The organism is Sphingobium sp. GW821-FHT02B05 (genome assembly GCF_059421905.1).
The window spans coordinates 147,488-162,820 of record NZ_JBWKVW010000001.1 but is presented as its reverse complement, the minus strand read 5'-3'; the positions used below and the strand labels follow the sequence as shown (position 1 = coordinate 162,820).

17 protein-coding genes are annotated in these 15,333 nt (G+C 65.3%); 8 read left to right on the top strand and 9 right to left on the bottom strand.

Annotation, left to right across the window (positions count from 1 at the left end):
- The first annotated feature begins 14 nt into the window (after nucleotides 1-14).
- The 3 genes from AC07UX_RS00920 to AC07UX_RS00910 are packed head-to-tail and all read left to right on the top strand — an operon-like array spanning nucleotide 15 to nucleotide 2,016.
- Nucleotides 15-800 (top strand): TPM domain-containing protein, encoded by a 786-nt coding sequence (locus AC07UX_RS00920; RefSeq protein ID WP_495191743.1) that lies wholly within the window; start codon nucleotides 15-17, stop codon nucleotides 798-800.
- A complete protein-coding gene (locus AC07UX_RS00915) occupies nucleotides 800-1,477 on the top strand; it encodes a TPM domain-containing protein (protein ID WP_495190161.1) in 678 nt (225 codons plus the stop codon). The genes AC07UX_RS00920 and AC07UX_RS00915 overlap by 1 nt, the downstream gene beginning before the upstream one ends.
- Nucleotides 1,474-2,016, top strand: a complete 543-nt coding sequence (locus AC07UX_RS00910) for an NUDIX hydrolase (protein ID WP_495190160.1) — start codon at nucleotides 1,474-1,476, stop codon at nucleotides 2,014-2,016. The genes AC07UX_RS00915 and AC07UX_RS00910 overlap by 4 nt, the downstream gene beginning before the upstream one ends.
- Here AC07UX_RS00910 and AC07UX_RS00905 read toward each other — a convergent pair whose 3' ends face one another.
- Nucleotides 2,017-2,469, bottom strand: coding sequence for a DUF6456 domain-containing protein (locus tag AC07UX_RS00905; RefSeq protein ID WP_495190159.1), 453 nt, complete (start codon nucleotides 2,467-2,469; stop codon nucleotides 2,017-2,019).
- A gap of 98 nt (nucleotides 2,470-2,567) precedes the next feature.
- Between AC07UX_RS00905 and AC07UX_RS00900 the strand changes: the two genes are divergently transcribed.
- Both AC07UX_RS00900 and AC07UX_RS00895 read left to right on the top strand, forming a co-directional pair.
- Nucleotides 2,568-3,131: a helix-turn-helix domain-containing protein gene (locus AC07UX_RS00900; protein ID WP_495190158.1), complete on the top strand. Its 564-nt coding sequence runs from the start codon at nucleotides 2,568-2,570 to the stop codon at nucleotides 3,129-3,131.
- A 60-nt stretch (nucleotides 3,132-3,191) separates the two neighbouring features.
- Entirely contained in the window at nucleotides 3,192-4,364 is a 1,173-nt protein-coding gene (locus tag AC07UX_RS00895; protein WP_495190157.1) for a glycosyltransferase, read from the top strand.
- Here AC07UX_RS00895 and AC07UX_RS00890 read toward each other — a convergent pair.
- On the bottom strand, nucleotides 4,361-6,016 hold the full coding sequence (locus AC07UX_RS00890; protein ID WP_495190156.1) for a molybdopterin oxidoreductase family protein: 1,656 nt from the start codon (nucleotides 6,014-6,016) through the stop codon (nucleotides 4,361-4,363). The two genes, AC07UX_RS00895 and AC07UX_RS00890, sit on opposite strands and share 4 nt — an antisense overlap.
- A gap of 92 nt (nucleotides 6,017-6,108) precedes the next feature.
- Here AC07UX_RS00890 and modA point away from each other — a divergent pair, with 92 nt between their 5' ends.
- The 3 genes from modA to AC07UX_RS00875 are packed head-to-tail and all read left to right on the top strand — an operon-like array spanning nucleotide 6,109 to nucleotide 8,199.
- Nucleotides 6,109-6,879: a molybdate ABC transporter substrate-binding protein gene (gene modA, locus AC07UX_RS00885; RefSeq protein WP_495190155.1), complete on the top strand. Its 771-nt coding sequence runs from the start codon at nucleotides 6,109-6,111 to the stop codon at nucleotides 6,877-6,879.
- Nucleotides 6,876-7,589 (top strand): molybdate ABC transporter permease subunit, encoded by a 714-nt coding sequence (modB, locus tag AC07UX_RS00880; protein WP_495190154.1) that lies wholly within the window; start codon nucleotides 6,876-6,878, stop codon nucleotides 7,587-7,589. Before modA ends, modB begins: the two co-directional genes overlap by 4 nt.
- A complete protein-coding gene (locus AC07UX_RS00875; RefSeq protein WP_495190153.1) occupies nucleotides 7,579-8,199 on the top strand; it encodes an ATP-binding cassette domain-containing protein in 621 nt (206 codons plus the stop codon). Before modB ends, AC07UX_RS00875 begins: the two co-directional genes overlap by 11 nt.
- 3 nt (nucleotides 8,200-8,202) lie before the next feature.
- Here AC07UX_RS00875 and AC07UX_RS00870 read toward each other — a convergent pair whose 3' ends face one another.
- The 7 genes from AC07UX_RS00870 to AC07UX_RS00840 all read right to left on the bottom strand — a co-directional run bounded on the left by AC07UX_RS00870 (nucleotide 8,203) and on the right by AC07UX_RS00840 (nucleotide 15,263).
- Nucleotides 8,203-9,465, bottom strand: a complete 1,263-nt coding sequence (locus AC07UX_RS00870; RefSeq protein WP_495190152.1) for a capsule polysaccharide biogenesis protein — start codon at nucleotides 9,463-9,465, stop codon at nucleotides 8,203-8,205.
- A complete protein-coding gene (locus AC07UX_RS00865) occupies nucleotides 9,458-11,095 on the bottom strand; it encodes a capsular polysaccharide export protein, LipB/KpsS family (RefSeq protein WP_495190151.1) in 1,638 nt (545 codons plus the stop codon). Before AC07UX_RS00865 ends, AC07UX_RS00870 begins: the two co-directional genes overlap by 8 nt.
- Before the next feature lie 137 nt (nucleotides 11,096-11,232).
- The gene (locus tag AC07UX_RS00860) at nucleotides 11,233-12,528 is read right to left on the bottom strand and encodes a glycosyltransferase family 4 protein (protein ID WP_495190150.1); all 1,296 of its coding nucleotides are present in this window, start codon (nucleotides 12,526-12,528) and stop codon (nucleotides 11,233-11,235) included.
- A 49-nt stretch (nucleotides 12,529-12,577) separates the two neighbouring features.
- Nucleotides 12,578-13,018, bottom strand: a complete 441-nt coding sequence (locus AC07UX_RS00855; protein ID WP_495190149.1) for an HIT family protein — start codon at nucleotides 13,016-13,018, stop codon at nucleotides 12,578-12,580.
- Nucleotides 13,019-13,027: 9 nt separating this feature from the next.
- The gene (locus AC07UX_RS00850) at nucleotides 13,028-13,663 is read right to left on the bottom strand and encodes a CoA transferase subunit B (protein WP_495190148.1); all 636 of its coding nucleotides are present in this window, start codon (nucleotides 13,661-13,663) and stop codon (nucleotides 13,028-13,030) included.
- 2 nt (nucleotides 13,664-13,665) lie between these two features.
- Nucleotides 13,666-14,553, bottom strand: coding sequence for an HAD family acid phosphatase (locus tag AC07UX_RS00845; RefSeq protein WP_495190147.1), 888 nt, complete (start codon nucleotides 14,551-14,553; stop codon nucleotides 13,666-13,668).
- On the bottom strand, nucleotides 14,553-15,263 hold the full coding sequence (locus tag AC07UX_RS00840; RefSeq protein WP_495190146.1) for a CoA transferase subunit A: 711 nt from the start codon (nucleotides 15,261-15,263) through the stop codon (nucleotides 14,553-14,555). The genes AC07UX_RS00845 and AC07UX_RS00840 overlap by 1 nt, the downstream gene beginning before the upstream one ends.
- Nucleotides 15,264-15,333 lie beyond the last annotated feature (70 nt).

Genomic DNA, 15,333 nt, shown 5'->3' with positions numbered 1-15,333 from the left:
CCCTCTTCCTCCTGATGCTCGCGCTGCTGGCCTTCGCGCCGTCGGCCTGGGCGCAGAGCTTCCCCAAGTTCGACGACAAGGGCGTGGTCGATGCCGCGAACCTCCTCGACCCCGCGCAGGAGCAGGCGCTCAGCGCCAAGCTGATCGCGCAGAAGAAGGCAAGCGGCCGGTCGCTGGTCGTGGCGACCATCCCCGATCTTCAGGGCTATGACATATCCGACTATGGCTATCGGCTGGGTCGCGACTGGAAGATCGGCGACAAGGACAGCAATGGCGCGCTGCTCATCATCGCCCCTGCCGAACGCAAGATCCGCATAGAGGTCGGCTATGGGCTGGAGGGCGTGCTGACCGACGCCGTCTCCTCCCAGATCATCCGCAATGCCATCAGCCCGCGTTTCAAGGCTGGGGACATGGTCGGCGGCATCAATGCGGGGGTGGACGCAATTACCACCCTGCTCGCCCTCCCCCCCGATGAGGCCAAGGCGCGCGCGGCGGCGGCAGAGGCGGCCACGCGCAAGCAGGATGATGGCGGCGGCGGCATCATCGCCTTCTGGATCATATTGTTCATCGTCTTTTTCGTGGCCCTGCCACTCCTCTCGCGGGCCAAGGGCGGCAAACGCTATCGCCGTGGCGGTGGCAGCGGACCGATCATCATCTGGGGGGCGGGCGCGGGTTCCGGCTGGGGTGGTTCCTCTGGTTGGGGTTCTGGCGGCGGTTCCAGCTGGGGTGGCGGGGACAGCGGCGGTGGCTTTTCGGGCGGCGGCAGCTTCGGCGGCGGCGGCGCATCGGGGGATTGGTGATGCAGCTTCATCTGTCCAAAGCCGACCACGACCTCGTTTCCAGCGCCGTGGCGGAAGCGGAGGCCCATACGTCCGGTGAGATCGTCACCATCGTCGCGCGGCGCTCCGACAATTATCATGATGTCGGCCTCAGCTGGGCGGCGGCGGTCGTATTCATCGCCCTGGCCCTGATGGCTGCCTTCCCGGCGCATCTGCGCGCTTTCCTGTCGATGCTGCTGCTCGACTGGGACCATGAACTGGCCGACTGGAAATTGCTGATGGGGCTGCTGGGCCTCCTCATCCTCAAATTCCTCCTGGTGCGCTATCTGCTGGCGATCATGCCGCTGCGCATGCTGATGACGCCGCACGCGACCAAGGCGCGTCGGGTCCGGCGCCGCGCCATCCTGCTGTTCCGTACCGCCGCCGAAGCCCGCACGCGGGGGCGTACCGGCGTTCTCATCTATCTCTCGCTCGACGAACATCGCGCCGAAATCGTCGCCGACCGCGCCATCGATGCGAAGGTCGCGCCGGAGGCGTGGGGCGATGCGATGGCCGCGCTGATCGACGCCATCCGCGACGGTCGCGCGGGCGAAGGACTAGCGGGAGCCGTGCGGCAGGTCGGCGCGGTGCTGGCCGCGCATTTCCCGCGCGCCGACGATGACATCAACGAACTTCCCGACAGGCTGATCGAATTATGACCGACCCGGACCGGACGGCTCCCGAAGAAGTGATGTGGGCGGGCCGCTTCATCACCGCCAAGCGGCGCGGCAAATGGGAATATGTCGGTCGGGCGCGCGGCATCCACGCCGCCGTCATCCTGGCGATCGACGAGGCGGAGGATGGCCGCCATGTCCTGCTGGTCGATCAGTATCGCGTGCCGCTCGGCAGGCGCTGCATCGAACTGCCCGCCGGTCTGGTCGGTGACGAGGAGGAGGGCGAAGACGCCAGCATCGCCGCCGCGCGCGAACTGGAGGAGGAAACCGGCTTCCTGCCCGGCCGCCTCGAATCGCTGGGCCAATATTACAGCTCTCCCGGCATGGTGTCGGAAAGCTTCACCCTGTTCCGCGCCCTCGATCTGGTGAAGACCGGCGCAGGCGGCGGCGTGGAGGGCGAGGATATACTGGTCCATCGCGTGCCCCTTGCGACGCTGCACGAGCAGATCGCCGGCTGGCGCGCGCAGGGCTATGCCATGGACGTGAAGCTGCTCCTGCTGCTCGGCGCGGGCATGCTGGCCTGATCAGGCGATCCGATACCAGGCCGCCACCCGATCCAGCGCCAGCGTAAGCACCAGCTTTCCCGCGCGGGTGGGCCAGCCCAAAGCCTTTTCCGCCGCAACCAGCCCTTCGCCCGCACAGGCCACCCGCCACAATATGTCAGCCAACCCAGGCCCGGCCGCCTTGATCGCCCCGTCGAACCGGTCGCGCGCCGCCAGTTGCGCCAATGTCGGATCGCCCGCCTGCCCCGCCATGCGCCCGCCGCGCGGCGCCCCGTCCCAGCGCATCGTGACTCGCGCGCCCAGCCCCGCTTTCTCCCAATCCCGGCGCAGCAGGTCGCCCGCCACATAATGCCGCTCGCTCAAATGCCCCCGCGCATGCAACCAGGCGATCGGCGATTCGCCGATATGCACCATGACCGACTGCGTCCGCCCGTCGGGGTCTTCGATCATCTGCTCGACATGGGTGGCGGCCATAATGTTCCTCCGCTGACTATATGCAGAGCAGGCACTTGCCATGTGGGATAATCTGTAGGAAAGAGAAAACCAAATAGGTTCTAATTTCAGGATATGCCATGATCACGCGCATCCGCGAAGTTCGCAAGGCGAAAGGACTGACGCTGGAGCAGGTCGGCGCGCTGTGCGATCCGCCTACCACGGCGCAGACGATCGGGCGACTGGAAACCGGCACCCGTACCGTATCGGTCAAATGGCTCAATCGCATCGCCCTGGCGCTCGGCGTAACGACCGCCGAACTCGTTGCGCTGCCGGGGCAGGCCGCCGTACCGGTCGCCGCACTGCTCGGCCCGGACGGTGCGCGCGCGCCCACCCGGCCGCTCGCCTTCCCGCCGCCGGTCGCATCGGACGGCATGGTCGGCGTCCATGTCAACGCCGGCATCGGCGACTATCGCAGCGGCGACGCCATCTGGTGCAAGCTGATCGCGCCGGAGGAATTTGCCAGCGCGCTGAACCGCGACCTGCTCGTCCCCCGCCCCGCCGGCCGCTTCCTGTTCGGGCGGCTCATCGGCCGGGAAGGCGATCGGTTGCAACTGCTCCCCTTCGGTGCCGGCGCCCGCCAAACGGTCATCACCGACCCGCCATGGGCCGCTGTGGCGGTGCAACTCGTCCGACGCCTCTAGCCAAGCCGGCGCCGGGCTGCTTAACCATCTCCTAAAGACTATGTTGCGAAGAGAGAGGCCATGGCGCTCAACATTCTCATGCTATCGACCCTCTTTCCTGACATCAGCCGTCCCAATTTCGGCGTGTTCGTGGAACGGCAGGCGCGCGAGCTGGCCAGCCGGCCAGAAGCCGACGTCACCGTGCTCGCACCGGTCGGCCTGCCGCCATGGCCGCTATCGCTGGCCAGCCGCTACGCGCCGCTGCGCGCGCTGCCGCGCAAGGAGCGCTGGCGCGAACTGACCGTGTATCGCCCGACCTTTCCGATCATCCCCAAATTCGGCGGCGCTACCAATGTCGGCGCCATGACTCGCGCCATCCTGCCGCTGGTTCGGCGGCTTCACGCGGAAAAGCCGTTCGACGTGATCGACGCCAGCTTCTTCTTCCCCGATGGTCCGGTCGCCCAGCGCCTGTCGAAAGCGCTCGGCATCCCCTATTCGGTCAAGGCCCGCGGCGCCGACATCCATTATTGGGGCACGCAGCGGGGCACGCGCAAGCTGGTGCTACAGGCCGCCGAAGGCGCCTCCGGTCTGCTCGCCGTGTCCGAAGCAATGCGCCGGTCGATGGGCCGGATGGGCATCGACATGGAAAAGGTCCGGGTCCATTATACCGGCGTCGATCTCGACACGTTCGAAGGCGGCGACCGCGACGCTTCCAAGGCCGCACTGGATTTCAGCGGGCCGGTCCTGCTCTGCGTGGGGGCGCTGATCCCGCGCAAAGGGCAGGATCTGCTGGTCCGCGCGCTGCCGCAACTGCCGGACGTCACGCTGCTGCTGGCGGGGCAGGGCGCCTTCCGTCGTACGCTGGAAAATCTGGCGCAGGAGCTGGGCGTCGAACGCCGCGTCGGCTTCCTCGGCTCCGTCCCACATCATAAATTGCCGCGTATATTCACCGCCGCCGACGTCATGGCCCTGCCTTCCGAATCGGAAGGGCTGGCCAATGCCTGGGTCGAATCCCTCGCCTGTGGTACGCCGATCGTCATCACCGATGTCGGTGGCGCGCGCGAACTGCTCGACAATCCCGAATCCGGCCGGATCGTGGATCGCGATCCCGATGCGATCGCGCAAGCCGTCCGTGCGATACTGGATAATCCGCCTGCCCGATCCGCCGTGCGGGAATCCGCGCTGCGCTTCACATGGACCGCCAATGGCGACACGCTGCTCGCCCATCTTCAGGCGATCGCCGGCCAGGCCTAATCCCAGAAGCGGACCAGCCGTGCCTTGCCATCCGGCGTGGGGAAGCGCCCTTCATCGAAAGGCAGCTCGCCCCATCGCCAGGGCGTCAATTCCTGATAGGCGGGATTGGATACCGGGGCGTGGCGGCGCAAGGTGAACACGCGCCGCCCATCATCATGATAGGCGGACAGCCGCGCATGTTCGCGATAGATTTCCGCCGGCCGCTCATAGTGGAACGCCTCATGCCATCCCATGGCCCGCCCGATCTGCGTGATGATCCACCAGCCCGGCCGCGCCTCCCCCGGCAGCGGAAAGACCGGTCGCTGCCGGCCGATCAGCCGGTCCGCGCTGGTCAACGTCCCGTCCCGCTCCAGCATGGCGGCCATGGGAAGGGCGATATCGATGCGATCGGCCATGGCCGGGTCCAGCCTGTCGCCAACGAACAGGGCGAAGGGCCGACTGGCAGGAAAAGCATCGAGCCAGGCGGGCGGCATGGCCCCCAGCATGACCAGCGCCTTGATCCGACCGTCACGGATTGCGTCGATCAGAGCGGCGCCTGCAAGGCCCGGCCCCGTCACCAGCTTCGGCGCGGACCAGAAACGCCCGACCGAACCATGGCCATCGACGCCGAAATCATGATGCGCGGCCAATGTCGTGGCGCCGCATCCTGTTTCGCGCGCACCCATGGCATTGGGCGCGCCGGGCAAGGCGAACGGCCCTGTGCCGGACCGCCCGATCCGTCCCGTCGCCAGATGCAGCGCGAGGATCGCCGCGACCGTGCGATCGGCGCCCGCCCCCACATCGGGATCGAAGATCGTCACCATCCGCCCGGCGCCGGCGATCATGTCCTTCAGCTCACGGATACGGGCAGCGGGCAAACCGGTCTCCCGCGTCACCGACCATAGATCATGTCCCGGCCGCAGATCGTCCCAATAGCCAGACGGCAGCGTGACATTCTCGCGCAGGAACGGCAGGTCGGTCAGATGCGCATCGTGGCAATGGAGCAATAGCCCGCCCAGCAGTCTGTCCACCGTGCCCGGCGCCGGCGTCAGGTGCAGATCGACATCTTCATCGGCCGCCGCCCGATCGGGATCGATCACAACCAGCCGGGCCCCATGCTCCTCACGCGCCATCGTCACTCGCTTCTGGAGCATCGGATGCCGACGGAGTGCCTGCGCACCGATCACCACAATGAGCTCGGCCTGCTCGATATCCTCGACGCTGGCGGGCATGACGTCTTCGCCGAACGCCGCGCTATGCGCCTGCGCGCCGGCCTGTGCCCAGGGCACATCGATATTGGCCGAACCGATGAAGCCTTTCATCAGCTTGTTGGCGACGAAATAATCCTCGGTCGTCAGGTCGCCCGCCACATGCAGCGCGACGCTTCCCGGTCCATGCCGCGCGACGATGTCGGTCAGGCGCTTGGCCGCCTGCGCAATCCCCCGTTCGCGCGGAACGCGCCGCGCACCCATCCGGGCATGCAGCAGGCGCCCTTCCAGCCCGGCCTGTGACGCCAGCGCTTCGCCTGCCGGGCAGAGCCAGCCCATATTGGCAGGATGAATCCGGTCGCCTTCCAGGAAGACGCGCCGATCGTCGCCGTCCTGCGACCCGGCCATGGCGCGTACGCCGCACCCCATGGCACATCGGCCGCATAACGTCTTGGTCGCTATCATCGTCGATCCTCTAACCGATCGGGATGACGGGAAAAAGGTCGCGCCTGTCCTTCGCGGTTGAGTTGCCCGGCAATGCAGCGCAAAAAGACCGCATGAAGCCTCCTTTTCTTCGCGCCTTTTGCGCATTGTTCCTTTTGCTGTCGGCCAATCCGTCGAACGCGGCGAATGATCGCGGCCCGGTGATACTTGCCGCCGCCAGCTTGCAGGATGTGCTGGCCGCCGCTGCCGTCGCATGGGCGCGGCAGGGCCATGCACAACCGATCCTCTCTTTCGCCGGGTCGTCCGCTTTGGCGCGGCAGATCCGCGCCGGGGCGCCCGCCGACCTGTTCATATCCGCCGATGAAGACTGGATGGACTTGGTCGAAGAAGGCGGCCTGATCCAGCCCCGCACGCGCGCGGATATCGCGGGCAATCAGCTGGTACTGGTCACGCCGATCCGTCGGCCCGTGCAGGTGAAGATGGAGCGCGGCATGCCGATCGCCCGCGCGCTCGGCACCTCCCGACTGGCCATGGCCGATCCCGACAGCGTGCCCGCCGGCAAATATGGCAAGGCCGCACTGACCAAATTGGGCGTGTGGACCGCCGTATCGCCCAAGGTGGTGCGCGCGGAAAATGTCCGCGCCGCGCTCGCCCTCGTCGAACGGGGAGAGGCCAGGCTCGGCATCGTCTATGCGACTGACGCCCGCGCGTCGCGCAAGGTCCGGATCGCGGGCATCTTCCCGGCCTGGACGCATCCGCCGATCCGCTATCCCGTAGCCCGTCTGCGTACCAGTCGCCATGCCGACGCCGACGCTTTCCGGCACTTCCTGCTTTCGCCCAGGGGACGTGCCGTCTTGGCACGCTATGGTTTCAGCGCACCTTGAGCAGCGCCATCTTCGCCGGCCTGTCTCCCGAAGAGTGGAGCATATTGGCCCTATCCCTGAAGGTCAGTCTGGTTGCGATCGCCGCGATCCTGCCAATCTGCTTCTGCATCGCATGGCTGCTCGCCCGCTGGCGCTTCCCCGGCAAATTGCTGGTCGATGCCCTCGTCCATCTGCCCCTGGTACTGCCACCGGTCGTGACGGGATGGCTGTTGCTGTTGCTGTTCGGCATGAATGGGCCGATCGGGCGCTGGCTGTCTGACACCTTTGGCGTCACCCTGCTGTTCCGCTGGACCGGCGCGGCGCTGGCCGCAGCGATCATGGCCGTTCCGCTGATGGTCCGGGCCATCCGCCTGTCTATCGAGGCGATCGACACAAGGCTGGAAAGCGCTGCCGCCACGCTGGGCGCGTCGCGGCTGCGGATTTTCTTCACCATTTCCCTGCCGCTCGCCCTGCCCGGCGTGCTGGCCGCCATCATCCTTGGCTTCGCCCGCTCGCTGGGTGAATTTGGCGCGACGATCACCTTCGTATCGGATGTGCCGGGCGAAACCCGCACCCTGCCGATCGCCATCTACGCCGCAATGCAGATGCCGGACGGGGAAATGATGGTCACCCGCTTCGCCATTCTCTCGACAATGTTATCGCTTGGCGCGCTCATGCTGTCGGAAATCATGGTACGCCGGATCGCCCACGGGGGTCGCCATGTCATTTGACATCGACGTCAGCCGGACCGTCGGCGGACGAACGATCGCGCTCGCCTTTCGTACCGATCGCCCGTTGGTCGCGCTGGTCGGCCCATCGGGCGCCGGCAAGACCAGCATCCTCGACATGGTGGCCGGCATTACCCGGCCCGATCGCGGGCATATCGCCATCGATGGCAGGACTTTGTTCGACAGCGACGCAAAAATCGACACGCCCATCGCGAAGCGGCATTGCGGCTATGTCTTCCAGGACCGCCGCCTCTTCCCGCATAAGCGAGTCTGCGCAAACCTGCTCTATGGTCGCCGCTCCGGCATATCGGTCGATATGGATGACATGCTCAATTTTCTGGGCATCGGCCATCTGCTCCACCGCTGGCCACGCCACCTCTCAGGCGGCGAGGCCCAGCGCGTGGCGATCGGCCGGGCGCTCCTGTCCGGCCCGCAATTCCTGTTGCTGGACGAACCGCTCTCGTCACTCGACCATGATCGCAAGAGCGACATTCTCGACGCGATCGACCAGATCCGGATGCGTTCCCCCATCCCCATCCTCTATGTCACGCACGACATCGGCGAAGCGGAACGGTTGTCGGCGATGATCGTGACCATGGCCGGCGGCGGCTAGGCCTTAGCTGCCGACCAATCTGGGGCGCCGCTCCGTTGGGATGTCCGCCGCGCTCAATCGCCTATGCGCCAACAGGCGCGCGACGGAGTTACTGACCAGCATGTGCAGGCCCTCGTCGCTCAACAGGCCGCCACGCACCAGGCACCGCTCGATCAGCACGCGCCGAAAGGCAGCGTAGAGCGCCAGGTCCGGCGCTTTGGGGCGCTGCCAGAAATCGTCCAGACGCCCCTTATAGACCACGCCCGGCACCTTATAGACGGCATGCCCCAGCACCATTACCGGCTTGCCGACATTCAGGGCCAGGGTGCCGACCGTACTGTTGACGGTCACGACGCCCAGCGACTTGCCCACCACATCGGTAATGTCCCAGTCCGACAGATAAATGACCCGGTCAGCAACGCCATAATGGCTGGCCAGCCTGCGCGTCAGCCGATCCCATCCGACAAGGCCGGGATCGAGGGGATGCCGCTTTATCACCAGCGAAACATGGTCCGGCGCATGTTGGGCAAAGCTCTTGATGACGAACCGCAACGCCGCCCGCATATTGCCGAACGGCGAGTGAATACGGATCTGATAGTCGGAATTGAGCTGGAGCGGCAAAGTGAAATAGGGCTTGTCCTTGACCTTGTCCCATTCTGCCCGCGACCGCCGCTCATGGCTTTTGCGCATGACCAGCTTCCAGCACCAGGCAACCGATTCCAACAGAAAGCTGTGCGGCCTGTGGGTGTTGTAGAAGGGGAAGACAGGCCGCATCAATGCGGCGGCCAGGCCGTTGCGCATCGTATTGCGGGCACGCGCCCGGAAAGTCGATGGAATGGACGGCAGGATGATGTCCTGACTGGGCAGGCCCTTTGCTTCCTCCATATACCATTGCGGGTCCAGCGGCAGGGTGGAATTGCCGTTTACCCCGTCATCCTGCAACGTCATGAAATCCGGCCGGATATAGCCTTCCTCGACGACATGGACGCGCAGATTGCGCAGGCGGGCCATGCCATGCGCCGACGTGTGGTAGGGACGGCAATCGCCGTAGAGGATCAGATCCGTGACGCCATGGTTGACGATGAAATCGTCGAAGAAGAGCGGCCAGTTGCGGAAGGTGCCACGATAATCCGCGGCATCCCCCGGCCAGTCGACCTTGTCGCCGCCATTGATGTTGATGCGCAAAGCCCGATGCCCGCGCTCACGCAAGGCGTCTGCAAGCATCGCAAAATAGGGGCCATGTGGCCCTTGCAGGAACAGGAATGTCTTTGCGGACGCTTCAGCCATGCAACAACTCGGCGAACAAAGTCATAAAACGACGCAACTTCCCCTGTAGCATCCGCAGCCGAATAAGCCATGTCATCGGCGGCGTAGATCCATTTGCCATGCGGTCCACCATCACTTCCGGGCCGCACGGCAAATTCGTAACCGGATCGATATAGCGAGGATAGAGAATGAGGGCAGCCGCCACAAGCTGATCCACGCCGAGTTGACGGCCGCGTCGACCAGTTGATTTGGCCAGGTCGCGGGTCAAACCCCAGCCAGCGTAAAATGGCATGCCATGCACCGTTACGGAACGGCCGCGCATCAACGCCTCGAAACCGGTCAAGGACGACAGGACATGCACTTCGTCCACCGTCTGCACCAGCTCCATCAGCGGCGCGCCGGTATCGATGGCATCGGCATGCGCCAGCACCGTCGCATCGGGCAAATGCCCCTTGCGATGGCCCGCCTGCACGTCGGGATGGGGGCGATAGACGATCCAGGCATCCGGTTCGGCCCGGCGGACCCGCGCCAGGAAATCCAGATTGCCGGCAACGCCCGCCCCGCCATAGCGGACCGACAGGTCATCTTCCACCTGCCCGACCGCCAGCACCGTGCGCCGTCCGGGCGGCAGGCCGATCATCCGCCCTGCCTCCGGCCCATATTTGGTGACACCGGCCGAACATATGCGTTCGCGCAAACGCCCGGCCCGTTCGATCAGCGCCGGCGAAAAATCATGGGTCGCCAGCAATGTTTCCAGGTCGTTTGCGGCCCGTCCATTATAATAGATGCCGCTGCGATCGACCACGACCGATCCCGGCGGATGCAACGCCGCGCCCAGGCCCCGCGAGCGCAGGAAGCCATCCTCGACCCGCGCGATCGGCACCCCCATGGCGGCGGCTTGCTCTGCGATGCCCGGCGGCACGCGCGAAGGCCACACCGCCAGCGCCCCGCTCTCCCGCTGCGCCCGGCGCAAGCCGCGCTCTGCCGACAGGAAGGGTGGCGCACGCAGTCCGTCCCACAGGAAATGACCGATCGCCTCGCGCTTCCAAAAGGCCATGCCGCTGGCGGCGGCAATCCCACGATTGCCGTCCAGATGGCGCCGCCAATCTGCCAGTTGCGTGATGACCTGCACGATGTCCGCGGCGGCATCGGTAAAACAGTCGCGATAGCTGGCCGCCGCCAGCCTGGTCCGCACTGCGCCGCGCAGCATGGGCGGATCGACCCGCAGTCCGTCCGGGCCGATCACCGGTACATCCAGCAAGCCCGCGACCAGCGCCAGTTCGTCATCTGCCGTGGCATGGACGGCGCGCGCCTGTGCCATCAGGGCCCACGGATCGCAACCGGCCGGCACTCGCTGCCCGTGCAAACCCCCAGACATGACGCCCGGCGCCGGCACTATCCCGATCTGCTCCGGTAACAGGCCCGTCAGCGCCTCGCCATCGACCGGCACACCATCGCGGACGATCAGGCGTAATCCTTGCGGGCGATGCCCCCAATAATCGCCGCCTACGCGCGCCTGTGCCAGCAACGTAAGCACATCGTCCGATATCGACGCACCGTCGCCATCGACCGGCGAGGGTGCGCTGACAGCCGCCGTCCCGGCGGCAATGTCGGCAAAAGGCGGCGATCGCAGGAACGGGATGGTCGTCATCGCAAAATGATTTGTTTCGGCATGATCCGCGCGACGCGCGCCGATGCGCGGTTCTGGCTGCTTGATGATGCCCCGGTGCGGGCCATGCCCCTATCCTTCAATAACTGATGCGACCATGCGTTTGACCAAAAGGAAGGTCAAGGAACAGAGACTGTCACTTCTTCGATCAGGTCGGTGATGATGTCGAAATAGTCACGCCAGGTCGGCGCGCGCCAATCGGCCAATCGCGCCATCTGCGCCGCGCGTTCCGGCGCATCGGGCTGGCTATAGGCTTCGATCGCGCGCATCCACCCCAGCCCGTCCAGCGGATCGAGATAGTCGGGGGCATGGCCGCCGACCTCCCTATGGGCGACGATATCGCTGCATATCACCGGTACGCCTGCGGCCAGCGCCTCCACCACCGGCATGCCAAATCCTTCTTCGAAGGATGGCATCAACATCGCGCGGGCGTTGGCGACCAGCGCGTGCATGCGATTGTCCGACACCTCGCCCGCCTCGATCACATGGCCGCGCAGCGCTTCGGCCCGCTCCAGCATGTCGATGACATTCTCATTTTCCCAGCCGCGCCGGCCGATCAGCACCAACACCGGGACCGCATCGCCCAGCCGATCAACCAGCCGCCGCCAGACGTTGAGCAGCAGCAGGTGATTTTTGCGCGGCTCGATGGTGGATATATAGACGAAATAGGGCCTGTCGGGCAGATCTTCGCCCCTGGCCCCGAAAATGTCGGGCGCATCGGCACCGAAATGCGCGACCCGGATGGCACGCCCTTCCAGCCCGTGCTGCATATGCGGCGCCAGCGAGTCGATCGTCGCCTGGCTGTTGCCGATGATGCCGCTGGCGAAACTGTCGATCGTGCGCACCCGGCGCAAATGTTCCGCCGCCCCTTGCGGCCGGGCGAATTCGGGATGGCTGAGCGGGATCACGTCATGGACCAACGTGATGAACTTCGCCCCTTCCGCCCGCAATATCGCCCCGACCTGCGCATGATCGTCCAGATGGTGCGGGGACACCTGCAAATAGACGCGCGGCCCCCGCGCGCGCGGCACGGGCCGGGGGCGGGTCGCGAACATGTGACGGATGACCGCCGCCTTGCCCTCGCCGGCCGGAACCGTGCCGGCATTGCGCCATTTGGCGGCGGTAAAGGCCAGGAACTGCCGCACTGCCGCCTTGTCGAGCCGTCCATAATAGCCGCCTGCGGGATGGACGGCGGCAAAGGCCAGCCGGTCCGGCATCCGTTCCAGCAATTCGCGCGCATAGACATATTCGACGCGGTCGATGCCGGTGGGCGATGGATGGAAGGAACGGGACAGCAGCCGCGAAATGTCGAGGACGACCTCGCTCTCGCCCTGATCCCCCTGGAACAGCTGACTGGCGCGCTTGGTGCGCAGGGCCAGGCGCGCGCCGGGCGCAATGAAGGGACGCAGCGTCATCGGTGCGCGCCGCGCGAACGCAGCGATCTATCGGCAGGACAGACAGGCATCAGAATTGCGCGCGAATCTCTTCGGCCAAAGCCTGCAATTGCGCCGGATCCGCTTGCCCGCCGGCACCATGGGCGGCAAAGCCCGTCGGATCGCCCTCCCAGCGCGGCAGGATATGGACATGCAGGTGAAAGATCGTCTGCCCCGCCGGCGCGCCGTTATACTGCGCGATCTGGATACCGTCGGGGTTCAGCGCCTTGCGAATGGCGGTGGCGACCTTTTTCGTGGTCGCCATCACCTGCGCCAGCGCAGCCTCCTCGATCTCCAGCAGGTTGCGCGACTTGGACCATTTGGAAATGACAAGGGCGTGCCCCTTCGTCTGCGGCATGATGTCGAGGAAGGCGAAGGTCGTGTCATCCTCATAGAGCTTCGTCGACGGAATCTTACCCTGAAGGATCAGGGCGAAGATGTTGGCGTCGTCATATAGGCCGTCGAGGCTCATGGATTGCCCTTAACTAATATAATGGGCGGTCGTCTTAGCAGCGACTTCCTCCGCCGTCACGCCCGGTGCCAGTTCGACCAGCTTGAACGGGCTATCATGGTCATGACGTTGGAAAACGCACAAATCCGTCACGATCATATCGACGACATTCTTGCCGGTCAGCGGCAACGTGCAGTCGGGGATGAACTTCGCGTCGCCATTTTTCGATGTATGTTCCATCACCACGATGATCTTCTTGACGCCCGCGACCAGATCCATCGCGCCGCCCATGCCCTTGATCATCTTGCCGGGGATCATCCAGTTGGCGATGTCGCCATTTTCCGCGACCTCCATCGCGCCCAGCACGGTCAGGTCGATATGCCCGCCCCGGATCATCGCGAAACTGTCGGCGGAGCTGAAATAGGCCGATTGCGGCAATTCGCTGATCGTCTGCTTGCCAGCATTGATCAGGTCCGCATCCTCCTCGCCCTCCAAAGGGAAAGGGCCGATGCCCAGCATGCCGTTTTCCGACTGGAGCGTCACTTCCACGCCGGCGGGGATATGATTCGCCACCAGCGTCGGGATGCCGATGCCCAGATTGACGTAGAAACCGTCCTGCAATTCCTTCGCCGCGCGCGCGGCCATCTCGTCACGAGTCCAGGGCATCTTTACTTCTCCCCTTCGGCGGGCGGCGCCCACCTCTTGTCCATTGGAAATATGTCGTCGAACCCACCCTTCAGGCCGCTGCCATAGACGGGGTTGGGCATGACGAACCAGCCGCCACCCCACAGGCCTGCGATCGGCAGCCGCATCGTCGCGGCGCGGCGATCGACCGCGGCCCTATCGCTGTTGAGCGGCGCGGCATTGAACAGGTCCGAAAAATCGCCCAGCTGGTCTCCGCCCAGAGCGATGACGCAATATTGGCTGGCGATCGTCCAGCGGCGCCCATCCTTGCGCGATCCCATGGCATCGTCACCACTCAGATACAGCGTCTTGCCATGCACCGCCTCGCCCAGCCCCGCCGCCTTGATCGCACGCGCGGTGGCATCGGCGTTGGCGGCCGACCGGTTGGTGTTGAAGATGACCGTCACGCCCATATTGCGCAGCGTCGCCAGCGCATGATCGGCGCCTGGAACCGGCCCGACCGCGCCTTCGCCGGTCTTCTCCCACTTGTCCCAACTGGCCGCGTCGAACCCCTGCCCGACCTTGGCGCCATGATATTCATAGCCGGTGTTCAGCATCACCGTCTCATCGACGTCGAACACCGCGGCAAAGGGCTTGTCCGCGCACGGCGCGAATTTGGGCGCGTCCAGCGTCGCCCCTTCCGCCAGCACCACGCTGTCGGTCGGCCGCGCCTTCACCTTGCCCGCCACATAGCCGAGCAGCGCGTGCCAGGCCTGCACCGAAATCGCCGCGCCCTCCCCCGACCCGTAAAGATATTGCATCCCGGCAGGGGGATTGGCGGATGGCGCTGGCAGGGACGTCGTCTGCGTGGTGGCGCAGGCCGCAAGCGGCGCCAGCAGCAGCGACGCCGCCGCACGCATCGTCGCCGACATCACGCCGCTTCCCGCGTCCGCACCGTCCGGAACTCGATCTTCTTGTCATAGGGAGCGCCTATGATCATCCGCTTTACATAGATGCCGGGCAGATGGATCGCGTCGGGATCGAGCGTGCCGGTCGGCACCACTTCCTCGACCTCGGCGATGCAGATCTTCGCGGCGGTCGCCATCGGCGCGTTGAAGTTTCGCGCGGTCTTGCGGAAGATCAGGTTGCCGCTCTCGTCCGCCTTCCATCCCTTGATGATCGCAATGTCAGCGAAGATGCCGCGTTCCAGGATATAATCCTGCCCGTCGAAACTCTTCACTTCCTTGCCCTCGGCCACCTGCGTGCCGACGCCGGTCTTGGTATAGAAGCCGGGGATGCCCGCCCCGCCGGCGCGGCAGCGTTCCGCCAGCGTGCCCTGCGGACAAAATTCCACTTCCAGCTCGCCGGCCAGAAACTGCCGCTCGAACTCCTTGTTTTCGCCGACATAGGAAGAGATCATCTTCTTCACCTGCCGCGTACGCAGCAGCTTGCCCAGGCCTTCGCCGTCGATGCCGGCATTGTTGCTGGCGATGGTCAGATCCCTGACGCCCGAATCGCGGATCGCGTCGATCAGCCGCTCAGGAATGCCGCACAGGCCAAAGCCGCCCGCGCACAGATGCATGCCGTCAAAGAGAAGTCCGTCGAGCGCCGATGCGGCGTCGGGGTAGAGCTTTTTCACCATCGCAACTGTCCTCTTCCGTCTTTGCTTCAGCCATAGGCAGCAGTGGGGAGCCGGTCAATTTGCTGCGATG